The sequence below is a fragment of the Bradyrhizobium sp. CCBAU 11430 genome, assembly GCF_028128855.1.
GTDB classification, from domain to species: Bacteria; Pseudomonadota; Alphaproteobacteria; order Rhizobiales; family Xanthobacteraceae; genus Bradyrhizobium; species Bradyrhizobium ottawaense.
Genome location: NZ_LBJV01000074.1, coordinates 1 through 20,956, shown reverse-complemented (window position 1 = coordinate 20,956; position 20,956 = coordinate 1). Strand labels below are relative to the sequence as shown.

Sequence of the window (20,956 nt, the reverse complement as noted above, 5' to 3'; positions counted from 1 at the left end):
GAAAGACTCTGGATTGCCTCGCTCCGCTCGCAACGACGGCTTGGCAGACATCGGGACTCTATCTATTCGATCTCACGCCTTGATCGGCGCGACGTCGATCCAACGCCGTTCCTTCCAGCTCTTGAGCGCGCATTCGGCAAGCTGCACGCCCTTGACACCTTCGAGCAGCGTGAACTTGTAGGGCGCGTCCTCGTAGACGTGGCGGATGAACATCTCCCACTGCTCCTTGAAGCCGTTGTCGTAGCTGACGTTGTCAGGCAGCTTCTGCCAGTCGCCGTAGAAATCGTGCAGCCGCTTCTCGTCGGGATTCCAGACCGGCCTCGGGGTAGCCTGCCGCGCCTGGATCATGCAGTCGCTGAGCCCGGCGACCGCCGAGCCATGCGTGCCGTCGACCTGGAAGGTGACGAGGTCGTCGCGATAGACGCGCGTCACCCAGGACATGTTGATGTGGGCGATGACACCGCCTTCGAGCTGGAAGGTCGCGTAAGCGGAATCATCCGCGGTCGCCTGGTACTTCTTGCCCTGCTCGTCGAAACGCTCGGGGATGTCGGTGTTACCGATGCAGACCACGCTCTGGACATTGCCGAAGAGGTTGTCGAGCACGTAGCGCCAGTGGCAGACCATGTCCAGAATGATACCGCCGCCGTCTTCGTCGCGATAGTTCCAGGACGGCCGCTGCGCTTCCTGCCAACCACCTTCGAACACCCAATAGCCGAACTCGCCGCGCACCGAGAGGATGCGGCCGAAGAAACCGGAATCGCGCAAAAAGGCGATCTTCTTCAGGCCTGGCAGGAACAGCTTGTCCTGCACCGTGCCGTGCTTGACACCCTTGGCATTGGCGAGCTTGACGACTTCGAGCGCCTCCTCGAAGTTCGTCGCGATCGGCTTCTCGCAATAGACGTGCTTGCCGGCACTGATCGCCTGGGTCAACAGGCCCGGGCGCGCCTGCGTGGTCGCGGCGTCGAAGAACATGGTGTCGTTCTTGTCGGCGAGCGCCGCATCGAGGTCGGTGGTCCAACGTGTGATGTTGTAGCGCTTGGCAAGCGCCTCGACCTTCTCGGCGCTGCGGCCGACCAGGATCGGATCGGGCATCACGCGGTCGCCGTTCTTCAGCCGTACACCGCCCTGCTCGCGGATCGCGACGATCGAGCGGATCAGATGCTGATTGAGCCCCATGCGGCCGGTGACGCCGTTCATGATGAGGCCGAGGCGTTGGGTGGTCATGTCAAATGCTCCTGAAGTGATCTTGACTGTTCGAGCGGGAGAAGCGCCGACCAGTCCGGATGGACCGACGTCGCAAAGCCCGTTGCATGAAGCGATCCCGTCAGGAGATCGCCGTCGTGAATGGAGAGCCGGATGCCCTGCCCGGTATCGGCGTAGAGATCGGGATCCGCGGCGGCGAACGCCTGCGCTTCAGCGAGAGGCGTGTCGCCAAAGCCGTCGACATAGTGATGGCCGTTGCGTTCGGCGTGGGTGACACCGAGGAAGGCGCCGAGCGCGAGGTCCTGCTGCACGGCGAGGCCGGCTTGGCAGGTGAGGTCCTCGCCGGTGACGAAGAACCTCTCGCCGTTCGCGCTCCATTTCGCGGCGCGCGTCGCGTTGATAATGGACTTGTAGAGCCCCTTGCAGGATTTCGAGGAAATGCCGCAATAGCCGAGCGCCCGCGCTGCCGGGAAGGCATCGTAGGAATCGTCGGCCTCGTCGATGATGAAGCCGTGCGCGGCCAATGCGCCAAGCGGCGATTGCCTCGTGATGTCGCGCGGCATCGGCTGCTCGACATAGAGCAAGCGCGTGGCGATCGGGCGTAGCGCTGCGTCGTGATCGAGCCGGCCCATCAGCGCCTGCAACGCAGCGAGGTCGGCATATTGCTCGTTGGCGTCGAGCGTCACCTTGTAGTCGTGTCCCAGCGTAGCGAGCTCCTTGCCGATGCGGGAGAGCCGCGCCGCGTCGGCTGCGGGATCGCCCGACAGCTTCAGCTTGAAGTATCGTGCACCGGAGTTCTCGCGGGCATCGGCGACGCCGCGCTCGCCTTCGACGGCATCATCAAGGCCTACGGTATGCCTGATGGCAACACGCTCCAGCGGTACCCGGCCGGAGAGAAAGGTGGTGATGTCCAATCCCACGAGGTCAGGTGAGAGTCGCGCATCGATGCCGGCGATGTTGCCGGCCATTCCATCGAAGAAGCTGGTTTCGGCGGCGCGCAGCAACGCATCGAGGATCGCCTTGTCGATCTCCGCCGGACCGTAAGCCGCGGCGAGCGGCGGAATGTTCTTTTTCGCACACGTCGCGACCTGCGCACCGATGCACGAGGCATGCAGATCGAACGCCGTCAAGAATCCGGTCCGTGCCAAATAGAGCCCGCGCGCAATCTCCAGCGAGCGGCGCAGGCCATCGACCGTCTGCGCCGGCGACAATTCCGGCCGCTTGTCGAACCATTTTGGCACCAGCAGCTCGGCGCTGGCGCCGACCGCGACGCCCCTGCCCTCGACCTCGATCTCGGCGCGCACGAACAGCTGCGGCGTCGCGTTGATCGTGATCGCGCCGAAGCGGAACGGCCGCGCGAACTGCACGGGACGTTCGAAGAAGGCGATGTCTCGCAGCTTCAGGCGCACGGGGATGGTCCTGGAAAGGTCGTCATGCCCAGGCTTGTCCCGGGCATCCACGTTCCTCGTCGCGCGGGGCAGGACGCGGATGGCCCGGACAAGCCCGGCCATGACGCTCTGGGAAGTAGAGCTTCTCCCATCGTCTCTAGTCCAATGCCCCTTGCGAGAAGAAATGCTTGCGGATGCGCTGCACGAGTTCGGTAAACACCGGATCGGCCATCACGTCGAGCGAGCGCGGGCGCGGCAGCGGCACGTCGTAGATCGCAGCGACCGCGCCGGGACGCTCGGTCATGACGAGGACGCGGTCGGCGAGGAACACGGCTTCCGGAATCGAATGCGTGATCAGCAGCACCGTCTTCCTGGTTTCGCGCTGAATCCGCATCAACTCGACATTCATGCGCTCGCGCGTCAGCGCGTCCAGCGCGCCGAACGGCTCGTCCATCAGCATAATCTTGGGGTCGTGCACCAGCGCGCGGCAGATCGAGGCACGTTGCTGCATGCCGCCGGAAAGCTGCCAGGGCAGCTTCTTCTCGAAGCCTTCGAGCCCGACGAGCTTCAACAGCGCCTTGGCACGGGCAAGATATTCGTCCCGCGGCAGCCGCTTCATGTCGATCGGCAGCATGACGTTGGACAGGATGTTGCGCCAGGGCAGCAGCAACGCGTTCTGGAAGACGATGCCGACATTGCCGTGCGGCGTCGTCACCTTCTCGCCCTCGACCAGGATCTCGCCCGCGGTCGGCGGCAGCAAGCCCGAGATCAGCTTGAGCAGCGTGGACTTGCCGCAGCCGGATGGCCCGACCACGACGAAGAACTCGCCGTCATTGATGTGGAAGTCGAGCGGACGCAGCGACGGCACATCGCCGTCGCGCGTCCGGTAGGTTTTGGACACGCCGGAGAGCTTGATGCCCGAGGCATCACCGGCCCGGTCGTTCACCAGTCTCAGATGCGCGGCCGGCTGGACGTCGATTGGTTTGGTCGCAGGGTTCATCGCAGCGCTCTCCCCCCGTCGTCCCTGCGAACGCAGGGACCCATACGCCGTGCCGGCGCGTCCGGGCACGCGGAGTGAGACCTTTCGTAACAATCGAGGCCGGTGGTAATGGGTCCCTGCGTTCGCAGGGACGACGGCGAATATTGATCGCTCACGAGCCGCTCTTCGGCAGATAGTCGTTGGTGTAGAAGGCCTTCGGGTTGTCCTTGGCCTTGGCATCGAGGCCGCCATATTCGACCATCAGATTGACCGAGTCCGTCATGTTCTGGTCGGTGACCTGGAACGGCCGCTTGCTCTTGGTCTCCGCGGTCCGGTACAGCGGAATCGTCAGCTCAAAGCCCTGCGTCAGCGTGTCGATCTTGCCGCCCTTGGGGTTGGCATCGAGGATCGACTGTGCGGCGGCCTTCGGCTCCTTCTCGGCGGCTTCGACCGCCTTGGTCGTCGCCGACATGAAGCGGCGGACCAGATCGGCATTGGCTTTCACATAGTCGGCATTGGCAATGATGCCCGAGGAGACCATGTTGATGCCGTAGTCGGCGAACTTGATCGGGTAGACGTCCTTGCCGGTGGCGTCCTTGATCTTCATCGACTGGTCCATGACGTAGCCGAGCAGCAGATCAGCCTGGCCGTTGATGACCGCGTTGAGCTTGGTCTGGCCGTCGCCTGCGACGGTCTGGAAGTCGCTCTCCTTCAGGCCGGTCTTCTTCAGGAACAGCGGCCAGATCTGGGTCATGGAATCGGCCGGCGTGATCGCCACCGTCTTGCCCTTGATGTCCTCGGGCTTTTTGATGTTCTTGTCAGCAAAACCCATGGCGGACATCGGTGAGGTCTGCAGCAGCACGCCGGTTGCAACGACAGGCGCGCCCTTGATGGCGGCGCGCATCATGGTGGGAACGTCGACATAGCCGAAATCGGCGGTCTTGGCGGCGACGGCCTGTGTGGTCGCAGCCGAGCCCCGGCCTTCCTGGATTTCGAGCTCGATGCCTTCGGCTGCGTAGATGCCCTTGGCCTTGCCGTAATAGAACGGCGCGTGCTCGCCGTAGACGTACCAGTTCAACATCAGCACGACCTTGTCGGCCGCCTGCGCCGGCACGGCCGCAAAAACCATCAGCGCCACTGATGCAGCCCCAATCAACCGCTTCATCGTCACTCTCCCTTGCCGTTGTTGTTTCGGCCGTTGGTGGCCGTTGTGCTTTAGTTAAGAAGCGAAAATCACGTCCTCGCGCTGGCTGACATGCCAGGGAATGACCAGCTTCTCGATCCTGTCGACGATCCCGAACAGGATCACGCCGAGCAGCGCGAGGATCACCAGGGCCGCGAACATCGTCGGCAGATCGAACGTGCCGATCGAGCGCTGCATCACATAGCCGATGCCGGAATTGGACCCCACGAACTCCCCGACGACGGCGCCGACCACCGCGAGCGTCACCGACACTTTGAGACCCGAGAAGATCGCCGGCAGCGCGTGCGGCAGATTCACCGCACAAAACACCTGGAAGCGGCTGCCCTGCATGGCGCGGGCGAGATCGACCATGTCAGGATCGACCGACTTGAAGCCCTGCACCGCCGAGACCACCACCGGGAAGAAGCCGAGCAGGAACGCCGAGATGACCTTTGGAATGATGCCGAAGCCGAACCAGACCACGAACAGCGGCGCGATCGCGATCTTGGGCACGGATTGCGAGAACACCAGCAGCGGATAGATGTAGCTCTCCACCGTCTTCGAACCCGCAATCAGCATCGCGACGGGAATGCCGAACAGAGCGGATAGCGCGAAACCGCAGACCGTCGCATAGGTTGTCGGCCAGGACTGGCGCAGCAATTCCGGCCAGTCGGTACGCAGCACCGCGACGACGTCGAGAGGCGACGGGATCTGGTAGGCAGGGATTCGGAACAACCGGATGGCCAGATCCCAGGCCACGACGATGAAGACGAGGAACAAGAACGGCCGAACCCAGGCCGCATTCAGCACCTTGGAGATCGCATTCTGCGGCTTCGGCTCGGCCAATTTTCACTCCCGGCAGTCTTCTTCATTGTGGAGAGAAATTAACCCGTTGGATAAATACTGTCTAGAGGATTTACTGTGACGTTTTGCGGCGGCGGTTCCCAGGTGCTTTGGAAATGGAACGGTCGCCTCCGTGTCCCGGACGCGCTGCAGCGCTCTTGCGTTGCTGCGCAGAGCCGGGACCCAGGAGCCACGCGTCCCGTCGATCCATGGGCCCCGGCTCTGCAGCGCACCGCGAAGACGCGCTGCGCTGCGTCCGGGGCACGAGACCGCTCCACTCTCGACGTCATATCAGTGAAAGCGGGCAATAACGGCGGAGATTGAGAAAACGACGGACGATCCGTCCACCAATGCGCGGGACCAGACCGCCCTAAACCGTTTGCGCCACCGTGGCGCGCGACTTCGGCGCCTTCGCGATCTCGAACAGCGCGACCGACTGCCCGGTCAGCGCGGCCAGCACCAGGCCGACCATGTGCGCCAGCCGCTCGTCCTTGGCCTTTTTGTCCAGGAGGTCGCGGCCGAAGATCACGCTGAGGGTCGCCGAGTTCGAGAGATAGAAGAAGCAGAGCCCTGCGATCGAGATGTAGAGCTGCACCGGATCGACTGCGACTTGGAAGTCGCCGCTGTCGACGCCGCGCCGGACCACGGTGCGGATCATCTCGACGAAGGGCGAGTGCATCGACTTGACCTTGGTCGAGCGCTTCAGGTGCTTTGCGCGCGCGAGGTTCTCGGTCTGAAGCAGCGACAGGAATTCGGGATTGCGCAGGAAGTAATTCCAGGTGAACTCGATCAGGCGCCGGATCGCCTCGGGCGGCTCGAGGTGCTCGAGATCGAGCCCGCGCTCCTCGCTGCGGATCTTGTCATAGGCGCCTTCGAGCACCGCGAGGTAAAGCTCGTCCTTGTTGCCGACGTGGTAGTAGAGCATGCGCTTGTTGGCGCCGGCCTTGGCCGCAATGCGGTCGACGCGAGCGCCGGCGAGCCCGTGAGCGGAAAACTCCTGCTTGGCGGCTTCGAGAATGCGCAGTCGCATCCCCTCGGGATCGCGCTGCCATTTCAGAGTTCGCTTTGCCTTCGCCAAACCGGGTGCTCGCTGGGTGCTGTCGGTACGCGTGTAACACGCGGGCAGCCCGCCGCATAGTTTCGCGACAGTGAAAGCCAAGCAAGCCGGTTTCGTAGGGTGGGCAAAGGCGCTCTTGCGCCGTGCCCACGTCTTCGCATCAATTGGGCAAAGACGTGGGCACGCTTCGCTTTGCCCACCCTATGGGAGTCTTCGAACGGAGAAAGCGGCGCTTTCACTCCACCGGCTTCGGCGAGCGCTCCAGCAGGACCGTCTGAATGCCGCAGGTGCCGTTGCGCACCGTCATGATTCGCGTGCCGGGCTTGCGGCCGTTGCGGACCTCGGTGACGTCGAGGCCGGCGGCGATCAGGCGGGCGCGCGTGGCGTCGATGTCGGCGACCCGCCAGCTCAGGCCCCAGAGCCGGTCATGCGCAAGGTCGCCGCCGGCGACCGGCCGTCGGACCACCTCGACGATCAGATCGCCGCAGCGGAAGAACATCAGCTGGCCCCAATCCTGGTGCGAACGGTCGAGCGCCAAATCGAGCCCGAGCCGTGCGCCATAGAGCGCGGCAGCGCGTTCGGAATCCTCGGTGGTGACCACGACGTGGTCGAGTGCGTCGATCGGCGCGATGTCGGTCGCGGGGGAGAGCGGACGCTCGTCGGCCAGTTCGAGGAAGAACATGCGCACGCCGCGCGTGAGTTCCGTGGCGGCGCGCGTGCGCTTCCAGTGCAGGACGGCGCCCGACTCGTCATCGCTGCTTTCGACCTCGGCAACCGGATCCGGGCTCAAGGCCACCCGCTGCAGCCGCCGCTGCATCCTGCTCATGTCTGCGACACGAAAGCACAGGCTGGCGAGCACGCCCTCCTGGTCGTCGAGCAGCGCGCGCATGCGATCGGCCGTCACGCTGAAACCGCTCGGCGCCATCAATTCGATCGTCATGTTCTCGAGGGTGAACAACACGCGGTCGGCGCCCTCGCCGGAGTTCTGCCAGGCCGGCGCGCGGGCGAGCAGCGTCTGGTAGGCCGCCTTGGCTGCACCGATATCCCTGACCAGAGCGACGACGTGATCGAGGCCGGTGATCATATGTCCCCCTTTTGATCGACCCTTTTATTGACCTGGAACCAATGCGCCGAAACACGGCGTTTGTCCGGGCTTGGCATTGCCCGGTGATGGTCGTATTCCGGCCTCATGCTGACCTCAAGCGCTTGGGGCGGCAGATTTGCGAATAATTTCAGCGATCCCTGAGCGGAACCGGTGCTACAGTAAGCGCGCCGGCCTGGACCACAAAGCGCATGACGGACAAGCAATGCAGGCTCTCTTCATCGGACAGACCTATATCGACGTCGTCTTCATCACCGACCATATGCCGACCGGGGACGAGAAGCACGTGGCCTCGGACTACGCGGTCTCCTTCGGCGGCAACGCGGTGACGGCGGCGTTCTGCTGCGCCAAGCTCGGCATCGTGCCTGACCTGATCGCTACCGCGGCCAATGACTGGCTGGGGCGCATGTTCCAGGACATGTGCGCGAAATACGCGATCTCGCTGCACGGGCGGAAGGTGAACCAGTCCTCGCTCTCCTTCATCATGCCCAAGGACGGCAAGCGTGCCATCGTCCGCTGCCGCGACGACGAGCACATCCATCCCTTTCCGATGCTCAATCTCGGCGGCTGCCGCGCGCTGCACGTGGATGGTCATCAGCCGGATGCCGCGATCCACTACGCCAAGGTCTGCCGCGAGGCCGGCATCCTGACCTCGCTCGACGGCGGCGGCCTGCGCACCAACACGCATGAGCTGCTGGAATATATCGACGTTGCCATCGTCGCCGAGCGCCTGTGCGAGCAGATGGACCTGACGCCGGAGAAGATGCTCGACTATCTCAAGAGCCGCGGCTGCAAGATCGGCGGCATCACCATGGGCGAGAAGGGCCTGCTCTGGTACAACGAGACAGGTGCGGTCGAGATCATGCCGGCGATGCCGATCCCGCGCGAGCGCGTGATCGACACCAACGGCGCCGGCGACGTTTTCCACGGCGCCTATGTCTATTCCTACCTCGCTCATCCCGGCAAAAGCTGGCGCGAGCACTTTGATTTTGCCCGAGCCGCCTCGACCTTCAAGATCCAGCGCCTCGGCAACGAGGCCGGCTTGCCGACGCTCGTCGATATCGCCAAGGTTCGGCACGAGTTCGAGGTCAGGGTTTAGATCCAGATGGGGCGCGTTTTCGTCGCCGGCAGCATCAACATGGATGTGGTGGCGACCGCCGATCGCCACCCGCGCGTCGGCGAGACCGTCGCCGGCCGCGAGGTACTGTATTTTCCAGGCGGCAAGGGTGCGAACCAGGCGGTGGCGGCGTCACGGCTTGGCGCGCGGACCACGCTGATAGGGCGGCTGGGGAAGGATTCCTTTGGCGCTGAGCTAAAGACGTTCCTCGGCGCGCAAGGCATCGATCTCGGCTCGGTGCGCGACGCCGACACCCACACCGGCACTGCGATCATCACCGTCGCGGCCTCAGATAACACCATCGTCGTCATTCCCGGCAGCAATGCGCAGGTCGGCGCGGATGATGTGGCGGACGTGCCGCTGACGAAGGGTGATGTCGCGGTCAGCCAGTTCGAGATCCCGCTGCCGACGATCGCCGCGTTCTTCCGGCGCGCACGCGAGGCCGGCGTCGTGACCGTGCTCAACCCGGCGCCGGCGCAAAAGATGTCCGGTGAGCTGCTCGCGCTGGTCGACATCCTCGTGCTGAACGAGACCGAACTCGGCTTCCTCGCCGGTGAGGAATTGTCCGACGGCGACGAGGCCGCGAAGATCTTCGATGTCGCGCGAAAACTTCAGGCGCGCGCGGACCAGAGCATCTGCGTCACGCTCGGCAGGCGCGGCGTGCTTGCGCTTGCGGGGCGCGAAGAGGCCGCCGTGCCCGGGCGTGCCGTGAAGGCGGTCGATACCACCGGGGCCGGCGATTGTTTTGTCGGCGCGCTCGCCGCGCAACTGGCTGACGGTGTGCCCTTGCGTGCCGCCCTCGCCTTCGCCAACGCCGCCGCCTCGATCAGCGTGCAGCGCATGGGCGCGGGGCCGTCGATGCCGACGGCCAGGGAAGTTGCTGCTGTGTTGTCGGCGCCCTAAGCCAGCGCGCTCTTCAGGTCAAAGCTTTCGTCCGCAGCCTGCGCCGGCGTGATCGAGCGATTCATGCCCTGCAACCGCCGGCCGAACATGTGGTCACCGGCGCGGTTGATCGATTCGATGCCGAGCAGCGTCTCACCCTTGTAGCAGAACGCGGAGAACGCCTTGTTCGCGGCGCTGCCACGCAGCACGACGCGGTCGTAGCCGGTGGTGAGGCCTGAGATCTGGAGCTTGTCGTCGCCCTGGTCGCTCCAGAACCAGGGATGGCTGTCGTACGGCTTCTTGTCGCCCGTCAGCCGCGCGGCGAGGCAGCGGGCGTGGTCGGTGGCGTTCTGAACTGATTCGAGCCGCAGCGATCCGCCGAAGCGGGGGCTTGCGAACAGCGCGCAATCGCCGATCGCGGAGATGTCAGGGTCAGCCGTCGACAGATATTCGTCGACGATGATGCCGGCGGCGACCGGCAGCCCGGCCTCAGCCGCAAGCTCGATGTTCGGCAGCACGCCGACGCCGACCACGACGAGATCGGCGGGCAGATGCCGTCCGTCGCTCAGGGAGACCCCTGTGACCTTGCCGCCTTCTGCCTCGATCGAGGTCGCCTGCACGCCGAGATGGACGCGGATACCGGCCTCGCGATGGCGTTCCTGAAAATACTCCGACACCTCCGCCGTCACCGCACGCGCCATCACGCGCGGGGCAAGCTCGAGCACGTCGACCTCGAGGCCCTTGATCCGGGCGGTGGCCGCGAATTCGAGACCAATGAAACCGGCGCCGATCACCACGACCCGTGTCTTCGAGGGCATGATCGCACGCAGCGCATCGCTCTCGTCGAGGATGCGCAAATATTTCACGTCGGGCAGATTGGCGTTGGGCAGGTCGAGCAGCCGGTTGCGTGCGCCGGTGGCCAGCACGAGGTGAGCGTAGGCCAGCGTCTCGCCCGAGGCGAGCAGCACCTTGTGGCCAGCGCGATCGATCGACACTGCGCGGCCCGCGATCAGCTCGATCTTCTGGTCCTGATAAAATTTCTCCGGCCGGAACATCAGGCTCTCCGGCCCGGCCGAGCCCTTGATATAGGCCTTGGACAAGGGCGGCCGCTGATAGGGCAGATGCGCCTCGTCATTGATCAGGCAAATGCGCTGCGAAAAGCCCGCCTGGCGCAGCGATGCCGCGACCTGATAGCCGCCATGGCCGGCACCGACGATGATCACCGGACCGTCGCTCATTGGACAGCCCATTTCCGGAAGACACGAGCGTGACCCATGTCGTCTCCTCTCTCGCTGATTTTGGTTGCTGGCCTTACGAGGAGCCGGCGCTCGTGTCCGTCCCTTGGCGAAGGCGGCCCCATTTGAGCCTATCGTTTCGCCCCGCGCAAGGGCGGCGGTCGGGGATTGTCACTCCTCCGCTTCTGCGATTTAGTCGCACGAGCCACCTCATGCCGGGGATATTCCAGATGCCAGCTCCCATCTCCCTGCCCGATGATCCCGCCCTGCTGCGGATCGACGGCCCGATCGCGACCATCACGCTCAACCGTCCCGCCGCGTTCAACTCCATCAATCTCGCCATCGCGCAGAAGCTCGAGCAGCTCGCGGCCTATATCGAAGCCGCTGACGACATCAGGGTCGTCGTGCTCGAAGGCGAAGGCCGTGCCTTCTCGGCCGGCGGCGACCTGCAGACGATTGGTGCCGCCGCCGAAGCGGGCACGGTGACGCCCGTGGTCGGCGAGCTCTTGAAGCACTATCACGCCTTCATCGAGATCGTCAGGCGCATGCCGAAAATTTCGTTATCCAGCGTGCACGGCTCGGCGGCCGGCGCCGGCATGGGCCTCGCCTTCGTCACCGATCTCTGCATCGCCGCTGATGACGCCAAGTTCACACCCGCCTATGCCAAGATCGGAGTGTCGCCGGACGGCGGTTCGACGGTCGGCATCGTCGGCACGGTCGGCTCCCGCCGGGCGCTGCAGATCTTCCTGTCCGAGGACAACTTTACCGCGCAGCAGGCCTATGAATGGGGCCTCGTCGCCAAGACGGTTCCGGCCACCGAACTGAAGGCGGCCACGCGAAAACTCGCCGAGCGTCTGGCGCAGAACCCACCGGCTGCAATCGCCGGCACCAAATCGCTGGTCTATCAGGCCGCCACCACGCCGGTGAAGCAGCAGCTCGATGCCGAGGAACACAAGATCATCATGGCGATGAACACGGAGGAATTTCGCAGCGCCGTGAAGAAATTCACGAGCAAGTCAAAGTGACGACACCAGCGCGTACGTTCTACGGCCTTCGTCACGGCGCGACCGACTGGAATCGCGAGGGACGATTCCAGGGGCGGACCGACAATCCGCTGAACGAGGACGGCCTCCGGCAGGCGCACGAGGCCGTGGACATGCTGCGCGGCGCCGGCATCAGCCGAATCGTTGCAAGTCCCTTGGCCCGCGCGGCACGAACGGCCGAGATCATCGCGGCCGCGATCGCGGTGCCGCTGGCGATCGACGACGGCATCATCGAGTTCGACTTCGGAAGCTTTGAAGGCCTGCCTGTCCGCGACCTCATGATCAAGCACGGCGTCACGTCGGCGACGGGCCTCGTCTCGATCCTGCCGGCCGACGGCGAGAGCTGGGACGCCATGACGGAACGGTCGCTGGCTTGCGTCGCCGCGTGGCTCGACCGTCATCCCGGCGACGATCTCCTGTTCGTCTGCCATGACGCGGTGATGCAGGGGATGGCCAACGCGCTGTCCGGCAGCTACTTCAAGAACAGCCACGGCACGCCGTTTCGCTACGTCTGCGACGGCGCGCATTGGCGGGTCGAGCAAGTCGTTACTTTGGACAGATATAGCCCGTCCCCGCCGGCGACTTGAAGCAGCCGACCGATTCCGGCAGCACCTTCTGCGGCAGCCACAGCACCACGCTCGGGAAGTAGATCGCGAATGCGATCGTCCCCAGGAACACCAGATAGATCGGCAACGCAGCGCGTAGCGCTTTCGCGAAACTTATGCCGACGAATTTCGACGCCATCAGCAGCACCAGCCCGTAAGGCGGCGTGATCAGGCCGAAGGCGAGCGTGGCGATCAGCACCACGCCCATATGGACGCTATTGATGTCACCGGCCTCCGTCAGTGTGTTGACCAGCGGCATGAAGATGATGATGGTCGGCACCGGTTCGATGAAGTCGCCGACGATGGTGAAAAGCAGCACCATCAGCAGCATGATCAGATGCGGATCGTTACCTGCCATCGAGGTGATGATTTCGGCGATGTAGCTCGCACCCCGCAGATAAGCGAGCATCCAGCCGAAGGCATTGGCTGCGCCGATGGTGACCAGCGGCAGCGAGAAGATCAGTCCGGCAATGCAGAAATCGTAAGGGATTCTCTTGATGTGCCCGCGATTGAGCGCGGGGATCACGACCAGGACGATCCAGACCACGGCGACCACGCCGGCTTCGGTCGGCGTGAACCAGCCGGTCAGGATGCCACCGAGCAGGATCACCGGGATCATCAGCGGCAAGGCCGCATCGCCGGCCGCGAACACCACCTGCCGCAGCGGCGCGCGCGGCTTGCGCAGGCCGGAGGGGCCGAAGAAGTAGCAATAAAGCATCAGACCGAAGCCGATCATCAGGCCGGGCACCACGCCCGCCATGAACAGGCCGGCGATCGAGACGTTGCCGACCGCGCCATAGACGACGGCGGTAATGCTCGGCGGCACCAGCGCGGCGATTGTGGAGGCCGAGGCGATGATGGCGGCGATGAAGGCCGGATCATAGCCTTCGCGCTTCATCGGGCCGCCCAGCGCCCGGCTCATCACGGCGACGTCGGCGGTGGTCGAGCCCGACATTTCCGAGAAGAACATGCTGAAGACGACCACGACCTGCGACAGCCCGCCCCTGATGTGACCGACCAGCGATACCGAGAGATTGGCTATTCGCACCACCACATTCGCCGAACTCATGAGCTCGCCGACCAGCAGGAAGAACGGGATCGCCAGCAGCGCCTCGGAATCGACGCCGTCAAAGATCTTCTGGATGATGGCGGCGAGCGAGACGTCGGACAGGATCGCGCCGATGAAGACGCCGGCCATCAGCGAGAACGGCACCGGCACGCCGAGATAGCCGAACGACAGGAAGCAGACCGTCATCAACGCCAGGACAACAGGAGCGCTCATAGCTGCGCCCTCGCCTGCGCGTCGGTGACGATGGGCGCTCCATCTTCCTCGGGCGGCTCGGGATGATCAAAGCCGTTGCGCAGGCCGTTGACCAGCTGCTCGATGGTGAACAGGCCGATCAGCACGCCCGAGAGCGGAATGATCGCGTAGAGCGAGGCGATCGGGGTGCCGGACGGCAACCGAAAGCTGCCGAAGCCGCGCAGATAATTCTGATAGCCGTACCAGATCAGGCAGAACGCAACCCCGAGCACGACGATGCGGATGATGACTTCGACGATCATGCGCGACGTGCCGTGCATCGCCTCGGAAATCGCGGTGAGATAGAGGTGGTCGTTGCGCCGGGTCGCAGCCGCCGTGCCGACGAAGATCGCGTAGATGAACAGCGTCGAGGTCACCTCCTGGAGCCACAGCCAGGGATGACCGATGGTCCGGGTGACGATGTCGGCGGTGACCGACAGCGAGAAGCCAAAGCAGAGCACGCCGCAGAGGATCATTAGCGCGAGCTCGAGCCAGTCGAGCCCGCGCCATTTCAGGTGGCGTTGGCGATGCACAAGCAGTTTGTCGGCGATGGCCATTAGTCCCCCGTCCCAAAGCTATCGGATGTGACAGCTGCGAAGCTGCCGATCACGCTCGGCCTGCATGGTTCGAGGCGCCCGCTTCACGGGCTGCTCACCATGAGGGTCTAAAATCTCGCCGCGAAACGAGACCTCATCCTGAGGGCCCGCCGCAAGGCGGGCGTCTCGAAGGATGGCCGCAAGCGCCCTAGTTAATCGACCGGATCAAGTCCTTGACCTTCTCGGCGTGCGGGCCAAGCTCCTTGGCGAGCTTGTCGAGATAGGGATCGGCGACCGCCGTGAAGCTCTTCTTGTCGACGTTGTCGACGATCTTCACGCCCATCTTCTTCAGCTTTTCGGCCGCGGTGCGCTCCAGCTCGAATGCCTTCGCCGGCTCTTTGGTGCTGATCTCGTTGGCCGCGGTCTGCACCCAGCCCTTTTGCTCGGCCGAGAGGCTCTGCCAGAGCTTGTCGGAGATGAACACCAGCGCGTTGTTGGCCTCGTGCTCGGTGATGTTGAGGACCGGCGCGACCTCGTAATGCTTGTTGACGAGGTAGACGTTGATGCTGTTCTCGGCGACGTCGACGACGCCGGTCTGCAGGCTCGTGTAGACGCTGCCGAACGGCATGTGCACGGTCTGGGCACCGTAGGCCGGGAACATGGTGTCCTCGGTCGAGGTCGCCTGCACGCGGACCTTTGCGCCCTTGATATCAGCCACATTGCGGATCTCCCGCTTCGCGTACATGTGGCGCACGCCCTGCGAGCCGGTCGCGATCACATGCAGGCCCTGGGTGGTCTCGTCGATCATGGCCTTGAGCGCTTCGAACACGCGGGGATCCGCGAGGCCCTTGACCACGTGGTTCTCGTCGCGGAACAGATAGTGCAGCGACATCACACCGGCTTGCGGCGAGATCGTGGCGGTGTTCGCGGAGGAGATGATGGAGAATTCGACATCTCCGGCTTTTACGAGCTGGAGCACTTGCGGCTCCTGCCCGAGCTGCGCGCCCGGATACTGGTCGATGATCATGGTGCCTTTGCTCAACTCCTTGAGCTTTTCGGCAAAGATGTCGCCCGCGATGGAATAGCCGGTGTTGCGCGGCTGGTCGTAGGCGAAGCGATAGTGCTTCGCCTCCTGCGCCCCCGCCCCGGTCACGAACAGCACGGCGGCCGCAGCCGCCAACCCATGTAAGAATCCTGGCATGGATCGTGCAATCATCGTTTCCCCCTGTGTTATGCCCGCCGCTTGTGCGGTCTGAGCGTTCGTCGTTCGGTCAGCTTGTCTCGGTCTTCCCAGTCCTCTGCATGAAATCGAAGTCGCAGCCCTCGTCGGCCTGCATGATGGTCTCGTTGAACAGCCAGGCATAGCCGCGCCGCGCTTCATCGGGCGCAGCCGCCGGCTTCAATCCAGCGCGCCGGCGCTCCAGCTCGGCCGCATCGACCAGTAGCTCGATGCTGCGCTTGGCCACATCGAGGCTGATCATGTCGCCGTTCTTCACCAGCGCCAGCGGCCCGCCGACGGCGGATTCCGGGGTGATGTGCAGAACGATGGTGCCGAACGCGGTACCGCTCATGCGCGCATCGGAAATGCGCACCATGTCCTTGCTGCCGCCGCGCGCCAGCTTCTTCGGGATCGGCAGGTAGCCCGCCTCCGGCATGCCCGGCGCGCCCTTCGGGCCGGCATTGCGCAGCACCAGCACGTCGTCGGCGGTCACGTCGAGATCGGGATCGTCGACCCGCAAGGTCATGTCCTCGACGGATTCGAACACGACGGCGCGGCCGGTGTGCTTCAACAGCTTCGGACTCGCGGCCGATTGCTTGATCACCGCGCCGCGCGGCGCGAGATTACCGTACAGGACGGCGAGGCCGCCTTCCGTCTTGATCGGATTGTCGCGCGGACGGATCGCATCCTGGCCCGGCACGTCCTCCGCATTGGCGACGACGTCGCGCAGCGTTTGGCCCGAGATCGTCTTGGCATCGAGATCGACGAGGTCGCCGAGTTGCGCCAGCAGCTTCGGCACGCCGCCGGCGTGATGGAAATGCTCCATATAGTGCTCGCCCGACGGCTTGAGGTCGACCAGCACCGGCACCTCCCGGCCGATCTGGTCGAACACTCCGAGATCGAGCCGATGCGGCGAGCGATGCGCCATCGCGGTCAGATGGATCAGGCCGTTGGTGGAGCCGCCAATCGCCTGGAGCACGACCTGCGCGTTCTTGAAAGACGCGGGTGTCAGAAGCTCGCTCGGCTTCGGCCCCTTGGTCTTGGCCATTTCGGCGGCAACCTTGCCGCTCGCTTCCGCAAGTCGGAAACGTTCGGCATGCGGCGCCGGGATCGTCGCGCTCATCGGCAGCGACAGGCCCATGGCTTCGATCATGCAGGCCATGGTCGAGGCCGTGCCCATCACCATGCAGGTGCCGACCGACGGCGCGAGGCGGCCGTTCACTGCTTCGATTTCGACATCGTCGATTTCGCCGGCGCGATACTTGCCCCAGAGACGGCGGCAATCGGTGCAGGCGCCCAGCACCTCGCCCTTGTGATGGCCGACCACCATCGGCCCGACCGGAATGACCACGGTCGGCAGGTCGGCGCTGATCGCGGCCATCACCTGCGCCGGAAGCGTCTTGTCGCAGCCGCCGATCACGATCACCGAATCCATCGGCTGGGCCCGGATCATCTCCTCGGTGTCCATCGCCATCAGGTTGCGCAGATACATCGAGGTCGGATGCGCAAAGCTCTCGGCGATCGAGATGGTCGGAAACACGAACGGCATCGCGCCCGACAGCATCACGCCGCGCTTGGCGGCTTCGATGATCTGCGGAACGTTGCCGTGGCAGGGATTGTAGTCGCTATAGGTATTGGTGATGCCGACGATCGGACGCTCCAGCGCGTCGTCGGAATAGCCCATGGCCTTGATGAACGCCTTGCGCAGGAACAGCGAGAAGCCGGCATCGCCATAGCTCGTCAGACCCTTGCGCAACCCACTCGTCATCATGCCACTCCTCAAGTTGCCATTGTGGTACAGCCTGAACGTGGATTGTCAATAAGCTTGGTCCATATTGTCGCATTCTCCGCCCATAAGCACCTTCTTCGGCACAAATTATTGACAATCCGTCCCTTGCCTGCTCCACAGGGCGAGCCGGCCAGACGCCGGGAGGCCGAAGGCATGTCCGACATTCGCACCGCAGACAGCACGCCGGTCCGGCGCGACGATCCGGACGACGTCGTCGCGCGGCTGGAGGAGGACATCATCTTCGGTCGCCTGCCGCCGGGCGCGCGCCTGACTGAAGACGCGCTGATGTCGCGCTACGGCACCTCCCGCCACTTCGTGCGGCAGGCCTTGGTGGATGCGGAGCGGCGCGGCATCGTCCGCCGGGAGAAGAACGTCGGCGCCACCGTGCGGTTCTACTCGGCCGAGGAAGTCCGGCAGATCTACGAGGTCCGGGAGATGCTGACGCGGCAGGCCGCGTTGATGATCCCGCTGGCCGCGCCGCGAGTGCTGATCGACGAGCTCTCCGCGCTGCAACGACAATATTGCGCGAAAGCCGATGCGCAGGATCTGCGCGGCATCCACGAAGCCAATGACGCCTTCCACCTCGCGCTGTTCTCGGCCTGCGGCAATCCCTATCTGGTCCGCTCGCTCCAGGATTACATGAACCTGACCCTGCCGATGCGCGCCAAGAACCTCGCCGACCGCGAGGGGCTCGCGCAATCGCGGCGCCAGCATGAGATGATGATCGAGCTACTCAGGGGACGCGACAGCTGGGCGCTGGCGCAGTTGTGTGTCGATCATATGCAGTTCAGCAAGAGTGATTACCTGGCGAGGATTGGAGGGGAGACGCGACGCTAGCGTGTGACGCCACACGAATATTCAGTACCGCCTCAGTAGCCCGCGATCTATGCTCGCCTCGCCATAATCGGCGCAAGCCCTTTTCGGGTTTCTGATCAGATCTGTGCGGACGCGCCTGAAGGTTTTGCGGGCCGCATCGGACACCTCGGGGCGGAATTTGCGGGGATCGTAGCTCTCGCCATCGCGGGCCTTGATGGCCGCAGCATAGGCGTCGATCATGGCCATCGCCGCATCCGGACTGCCGAGCAACCGGGCGCCGAGCTGAACGCTGCTGCTGCCATCAACCTCGTAACCGTCGCACCGCTGCTCGAGCACCACGGAGGCGATGACCAGCTGGTCGAGGAACAACGCCTCGGCTTCGGTGAGCGCTGCAGCTTGCGCTGGGCCTGATACGGTCGTCGCGATCATCGCGACGGCTGACAATTTGATTCTCATTGTCGTGGCTCTCAAATTGCGATCGCACGAAACGAGAGCCGGATGATGTCCGCAGTGAGGTTGATCTAGATCAATGGCGGTCGCCGCGAGTCACATGCTTGCTGACGAGCATCATTCCTTCAACACGTCATTACGAGCGGTACTGCGCCCCCGACTTTCACCGTCCTCGCGGAGACGCCCCTCACCCCAACCCTCTCCCCGTAAGAACGGGGCGAGGGAGCGCACCTGCGTGGGCGTCGGGCGTCAGCGCTTATTCCAATCGATAATCCGGCTCGGGTCCGCATCGAACTCCATGCTGCAGAACGTGCCGCCCTGGAAATAATCCCCGACCGGATCCGGCTTCAGCTTGGCCTGCTCGGCCATCGCGTGCTCGCGGAAATCTTCGGCGCGGCCGGTGGGGCGATAGCCGAGTTCATAGGCGCGGTGGTTGTCCCACCAGGCGCGCTCGTTGAGGGAGGCGCCGTAGAACACCTCGAAATGGATGTCGGGATGCTCGAGCCCGATGCGGCAGAGCTGCACGAGGTCATCGGGCTTGAGCCAGATGGCGAGCCGGCGTTGGTCGAGCGGCATGTCGCCGAAATTGCCGATGCGCAGGCACGTCACCTTCAGCCCGTGCTTGTCGGCGTAGAGCGCGCCGACGGCTTCGCCGAACACCTTGCTGACGCCGTAGCGCCCGTCGGGGCGCGGGGTCACCTCGGCGCCGATCCTGTGGTGTCGCGGATAGAAGCCGACGGCGTGGTTCGACGAGGCGAACACCACGCGCTTGACGCCCTTGCGGTACGCGGCCTCGAACAGATTGTAGCCACCGATGATGTTGGCCTGGAGGATCTGGTCCCAGGTGCCTTCGACCGAATAGCCGCCGAAATGGATGATGCCGTCGACGCCCTCGCATATCGCCTCGCACTGCGCGAGATCGGCGAGGTCCGCTGCCTTGAACTTCTCGTTCGCGCCGAGATCGGCGGGCGGCTTGATGTCGGACAGCAGGAGGTCCGAATAGATCGGCGGCAGCAGTTTTCGCAGGCTCGTGCCGATTCCGCCCGAAGCTCCCGTCATCAAAATACGCGGCATGTCTTCCCTCACCGTTGGTGACCAATTTGCCGTCACGTGTCCCTAATGATAGCAGGATTGTCCAGAGGGAACGAAACGTGAGAACCGACATGAATGAGGCATCGTCCCACACCCAGGAACGGCCAGGCTGGCGGCCGGCGACCTATTACCCCGACCCCGCGATCATGGCGCTCGATCCCCGCTTCGAAAAATACTGGTTGAAACTGTCGGCGGTGGAACGGCTGGCGACCGGCCTGCGCTGGGCCGAGGGACCGGTGTGGTTCGGCGACGGGCGTTATCTGCTCTGCAGCGATATCCCAAACCAGCGCATCATCAAATGGGAGGAAGAGACCGGCGCGGTCTCCGTGTTCCGCAAGCCCTCCAATTTCGCCAACGGCAACACGCGCGACCGCCAGGGCCGGCTCGTCACCTGCGAGCACGGCGGGCGGCGCGTGGTGCGCACTGAATACGACGGCAGCATCACCGTGCTGATGGATCAATTCAACGGCAAGCGGTTGAACTCGCCGAACGATGTCGTTGTTAAATCGGACGGATCGATCTGGTTCACCGACCCGACCTTCGGCCTGCTCGGCAATTACGAGGGCTACAAGGCCGAGCCCGAGATCGACCCGAACGTCTACCGGCTCGATCCCGCGACCGGCAAGGCGACCATCGTCGCAGAGGGCGTGCTCGGGCCGAACGGGCTGTGCTTCTCGCCGGACGAGAGGATATTGTACGTCGTGGAATCCCGCGGCGTGCCGAACCGCAAGATCCTCGCCTATGACGTTTCGCCCGACGGCACCAAGATTTCCAACAAGCGCGTCCACATCGACGCAGGTCCCGGCACGCCGGACGGCATGCGCTGCGACATCGACGGCAATCTCTGGTGTGGCTGGGGCATGGGCGATCCCGAACTCGACGGCGTCGTGGTGTTCGCGCCCGACGGCGTCATGATCGGCCGCATCGCGCTGCCCGAGCGCTGCGCCAATCTCTGCTTCGGCGGCGTCAAGCGCAACCGCCTGTTCATGGCGGCGAGCCAGTCGATCTACGCGTTGTATGTGAACACGCAGGGTGCGCTCGGCGGCTAGCGCCGCACTCGTAGCAACCATTAAAGCACGCCCGATTTCCGCGAGCATGACGCCGTGCTTGCGGCCGT

At 64.1% G+C, this 20,956-nt stretch carries 20 protein-coding genes; 6 read left to right on the top strand and 14 right to left on the bottom strand.

The features are described 5' to 3' along the window. Nucleotides 1–72: 72 nt before the first annotated feature. From XI04_RS36930 to XI04_RS36900, 7 genes are all read right to left on the bottom strand, one after another. Nucleotides 73–1,224 (bottom strand): Gfo/Idh/MocA family protein, encoded by a 1,152-nt coding sequence (locus tag XI04_RS36930; protein ID WP_271609316.1) that lies wholly within the window; start codon nucleotides 1,222–1,224, stop codon nucleotides 73–75. Next, nucleotides 1,221–2,618, bottom strand: coding sequence for a hypothetical protein (locus XI04_RS36925; RefSeq protein ID WP_271609417.1), 1,398 nt, complete (start codon nucleotides 2,616–2,618; stop codon nucleotides 1,221–1,223). The genes XI04_RS36930 and XI04_RS36925 overlap by 4 nt, the downstream gene beginning before the upstream one ends. Nucleotides 2,619–2,748: 130 nt before the next feature. After that, nucleotides 2,749–3,591, bottom strand: coding sequence for an ABC transporter ATP-binding protein (locus XI04_RS36920; protein WP_028143461.1), 843 nt, complete (start codon nucleotides 3,589–3,591; stop codon nucleotides 2,749–2,751). Nucleotides 3,592–3,742: 151 nt separating this feature from the next. Then, nucleotides 3,743–4,735, bottom strand: a complete 993-nt coding sequence (locus XI04_RS36915; RefSeq protein ID WP_028143462.1) for an ABC transporter substrate-binding protein — start codon at nucleotides 4,733–4,735, stop codon at nucleotides 3,743–3,745. 54 nt (nucleotides 4,736–4,789) lie between these two features. Then, nucleotides 4,790–5,599, bottom strand: a complete 810-nt coding sequence (locus tag XI04_RS36910) for an ABC transporter permease (RefSeq protein ID WP_271609315.1) — start codon at nucleotides 5,597–5,599, stop codon at nucleotides 4,790–4,792. A 367-nt stretch (nucleotides 5,600–5,966) separates the two neighbouring features. Then, nucleotides 5,967–6,674, bottom strand: coding sequence for a TetR/AcrR family transcriptional regulator (locus tag XI04_RS36905; RefSeq protein WP_173015882.1), 708 nt, complete (start codon nucleotides 6,672–6,674; stop codon nucleotides 5,967–5,969). A 214-nt stretch (nucleotides 6,675–6,888) separates the two neighbouring features. Next, complete coding sequence (locus tag XI04_RS36900) at nucleotides 6,889–7,737, bottom strand: VOC family protein (protein WP_028143465.1); 849 nt, start codon at nucleotides 7,735–7,737, stop codon at nucleotides 6,889–6,891. Nucleotides 7,738–7,960: 223 nt separating this feature from the next. Between XI04_RS36900 and XI04_RS36895 the strand changes: the two genes are divergently transcribed. Next, nucleotides 7,961–8,854 carry a sugar kinase gene (locus XI04_RS36895; RefSeq protein ID WP_028143466.1) on the top strand — a complete coding sequence of 298 codons (894 nt, stop codon included), beginning with the start codon at nucleotides 7,961–7,963 and terminating at the stop codon, nucleotides 8,852–8,854. Between the two features lie 6 nt (nucleotides 8,855–8,860). Next, complete coding sequence (rbsK, locus tag XI04_RS36890; protein ID WP_028143467.1) at nucleotides 8,861–9,775, top strand: ribokinase; 915 nt, start codon at nucleotides 8,861–8,863, stop codon at nucleotides 9,773–9,775. Here the strand turns inward: rbsK and XI04_RS36885 are convergent. After that, nucleotides 9,772–10,992, bottom strand: a complete 1,221-nt coding sequence (locus tag XI04_RS36885; protein WP_028143468.1) for an NAD(P)/FAD-dependent oxidoreductase — start codon at nucleotides 10,990–10,992, stop codon at nucleotides 9,772–9,774. The two genes, rbsK and XI04_RS36885, sit on opposite strands and share 4 nt — an antisense overlap. A gap of 227 nt (nucleotides 10,993–11,219) precedes the next feature. On the opposite strand from XI04_RS36885, the gene XI04_RS36880 reads away from it, so the two are divergent. After that, nucleotides 11,220–12,014, top strand: coding sequence for an enoyl-CoA hydratase/isomerase family protein (locus XI04_RS36880; RefSeq protein ID WP_212476121.1), 795 nt, complete (start codon nucleotides 11,220–11,222; stop codon nucleotides 12,012–12,014). Beyond that, nucleotides 12,011–12,619 (top strand): histidine phosphatase family protein, encoded by a 609-nt coding sequence (locus XI04_RS36875; protein WP_028143470.1) that lies wholly within the window; start codon nucleotides 12,011–12,013, stop codon nucleotides 12,617–12,619. Before XI04_RS36880 ends, XI04_RS36875 begins: the two co-directional genes overlap by 4 nt. On the opposite strand, the gene XI04_RS36870 is transcribed toward XI04_RS36875, so the two are convergent. The 4 genes from XI04_RS36870 to XI04_RS36855 form a co-directional block, all read right to left on the bottom strand. After that, entirely contained in the window at nucleotides 12,579–13,919 is a 1,341-nt protein-coding gene (locus tag XI04_RS36870) for a TRAP transporter large permease (protein WP_271609314.1), read from the bottom strand. The two genes, XI04_RS36875 and XI04_RS36870, sit on opposite strands and share 41 nt — an antisense overlap. Continuing rightward, nucleotides 13,916–14,494, bottom strand: a complete 579-nt coding sequence (locus XI04_RS36865) for a TRAP transporter small permease (RefSeq protein ID WP_038971864.1) — start codon at nucleotides 14,492–14,494, stop codon at nucleotides 13,916–13,918. Before XI04_RS36865 ends, XI04_RS36870 begins: the two co-directional genes overlap by 4 nt. Nucleotides 14,495–14,681: 187 nt before the next feature. Beyond that, the gene (locus tag XI04_RS36860; RefSeq protein ID WP_271609313.1) at nucleotides 14,682–15,689 is read right to left on the bottom strand and encodes a TRAP transporter substrate-binding protein; all 1,008 of its coding nucleotides are present in this window, start codon (nucleotides 15,687–15,689) and stop codon (nucleotides 14,682–14,684) included. Between the two features lie 55 nt (nucleotides 15,690–15,744). Beyond that, nucleotides 15,745–17,460: an IlvD/Edd family dehydratase gene (locus XI04_RS36855; protein WP_271609416.1), complete on the bottom strand. Its 1,716-nt coding sequence runs from the start codon at nucleotides 17,458–17,460 to the stop codon at nucleotides 15,745–15,747. 174 nt (nucleotides 17,461–17,634) lie between these two features. On the opposite strand from XI04_RS36855, the gene XI04_RS36850 reads away from it, so the two are divergent. Then, nucleotides 17,635–18,318, top strand: coding sequence for a GntR family transcriptional regulator (locus tag XI04_RS36850; protein WP_271609312.1), 684 nt, complete (start codon nucleotides 17,635–17,637; stop codon nucleotides 18,316–18,318). Nucleotides 18,319–18,339: 21 nt separating this feature from the next. On the opposite strand, the gene XI04_RS36845 is transcribed toward XI04_RS36850, so the two are convergent. Continuing rightward, on the bottom strand, nucleotides 18,340–18,753 hold the full coding sequence (locus tag XI04_RS36845) for a hypothetical protein (protein ID WP_212476123.1): 414 nt from the start codon (nucleotides 18,751–18,753) through the stop codon (nucleotides 18,340–18,342). Between the two features lie 243 nt (nucleotides 18,754–18,996). Further along, entirely contained in the window at nucleotides 18,997–19,821 is an 825-nt protein-coding gene (locus XI04_RS36840) for an NAD-dependent epimerase/dehydratase family protein (RefSeq protein ID WP_271609311.1), read from the bottom strand. Between the two features lie 89 nt (nucleotides 19,822–19,910). Here XI04_RS36840 and XI04_RS36835 point away from each other — a divergent pair, with 89 nt between their 5' ends. Then, nucleotides 19,911–20,888 (top strand): SMP-30/gluconolactonase/LRE family protein, encoded by a 978-nt coding sequence (locus XI04_RS36835; protein ID WP_038947019.1) that lies wholly within the window; start codon nucleotides 19,911–19,913, stop codon nucleotides 20,886–20,888. Nucleotides 20,889–20,956 lie beyond the last annotated feature (68 nt).

Coding starts and splice junctions, on each gene's coding strand:
- XI04_RS36930 (WP_271609316.1), bottom strand. CDS start 1,224: ATGACCACCCAACGCCTCGGCCTCATCATGAACGGCGTCACCGGCCGC.
- XI04_RS36920 (WP_028143461.1), bottom strand. CDS start 3,591: ATGAACCCTGCGACCAAACCAATCGACGTCCAGCCGGCCGCGCATCTG.
- XI04_RS36915 (WP_028143462.1), bottom strand. CDS start 4,735: ATGAAGCGGTTGATTGGGGCTGCATCAGTGGCGCTGATGGTTTTTGCG.
- XI04_RS36900 (WP_028143465.1), bottom strand. CDS start 7,737: ATGATCACCGGCCTCGATCACGTCGTCGCTCTGGTCAGGGATATCGGT.
- XI04_RS36895 (WP_028143466.1), top strand. CDS start 7,961: ATGCAGGCTCTCTTCATCGGACAGACCTATATCGACGTCGTCTTCATC.
- rbsK (WP_028143467.1), top strand. CDS start 8,861: ATGGGGCGCGTTTTCGTCGCCGGCAGCATCAACATGGATGTGGTGGCG.
- XI04_RS36885 (WP_028143468.1), bottom strand. CDS start 10,992: ATGAGCGACGGTCCGGTGATCATCGTCGGTGCCGGCCATGGCGGCTAT.
- XI04_RS36880 (WP_212476121.1), top strand. CDS start 11,220: ATGCCAGCTCCCATCTCCCTGCCCGATGATCCCGCCCTGCTGCGGATC.
- XI04_RS36870 (WP_271609314.1), bottom strand. CDS start 13,919: ATGAGCGCTCCTGTTGTCCTGGCGTTGATGACGGTCTGCTTCCTGTCG.
- XI04_RS36865 (WP_038971864.1), bottom strand. CDS start 14,494: ATGGCCATCGCCGACAAACTGCTTGTGCATCGCCAACGCCACCTGAAA.
- XI04_RS36860 (WP_271609313.1), bottom strand. CDS start 15,689: ATGATTGCACGATCCATGCCAGGATTCTTACATGGGTTGGCGGCTGCG.
- XI04_RS36855 (WP_271609416.1), bottom strand. CDS start 17,460: ATGACGAGTGGGTTGCGCAAGGGTCTGACGAGCTATGGCGATGCCGGC.
- XI04_RS36850 (WP_271609312.1), top strand. CDS start 17,635: ATGTCCGACATTCGCACCGCAGACAGCACGCCGGTCCGGCGCGACGAT.
- XI04_RS36845 (WP_212476123.1), bottom strand. CDS start 18,753: ATGAGAATCAAATTGTCAGCCGTCGCGATGATCGCGACGACCGTATCA.
- XI04_RS36840 (WP_271609311.1), bottom strand. CDS start 19,821: ATGCCGCGTATTTTGATGACGGGAGCTTCGGGCGGAATCGGCACGAGC.
- XI04_RS36835 (WP_038947019.1), top strand. CDS start 19,911: ATGAATGAGGCATCGTCCCACACCCAGGAACGGCCAGGCTGGCGGCCG.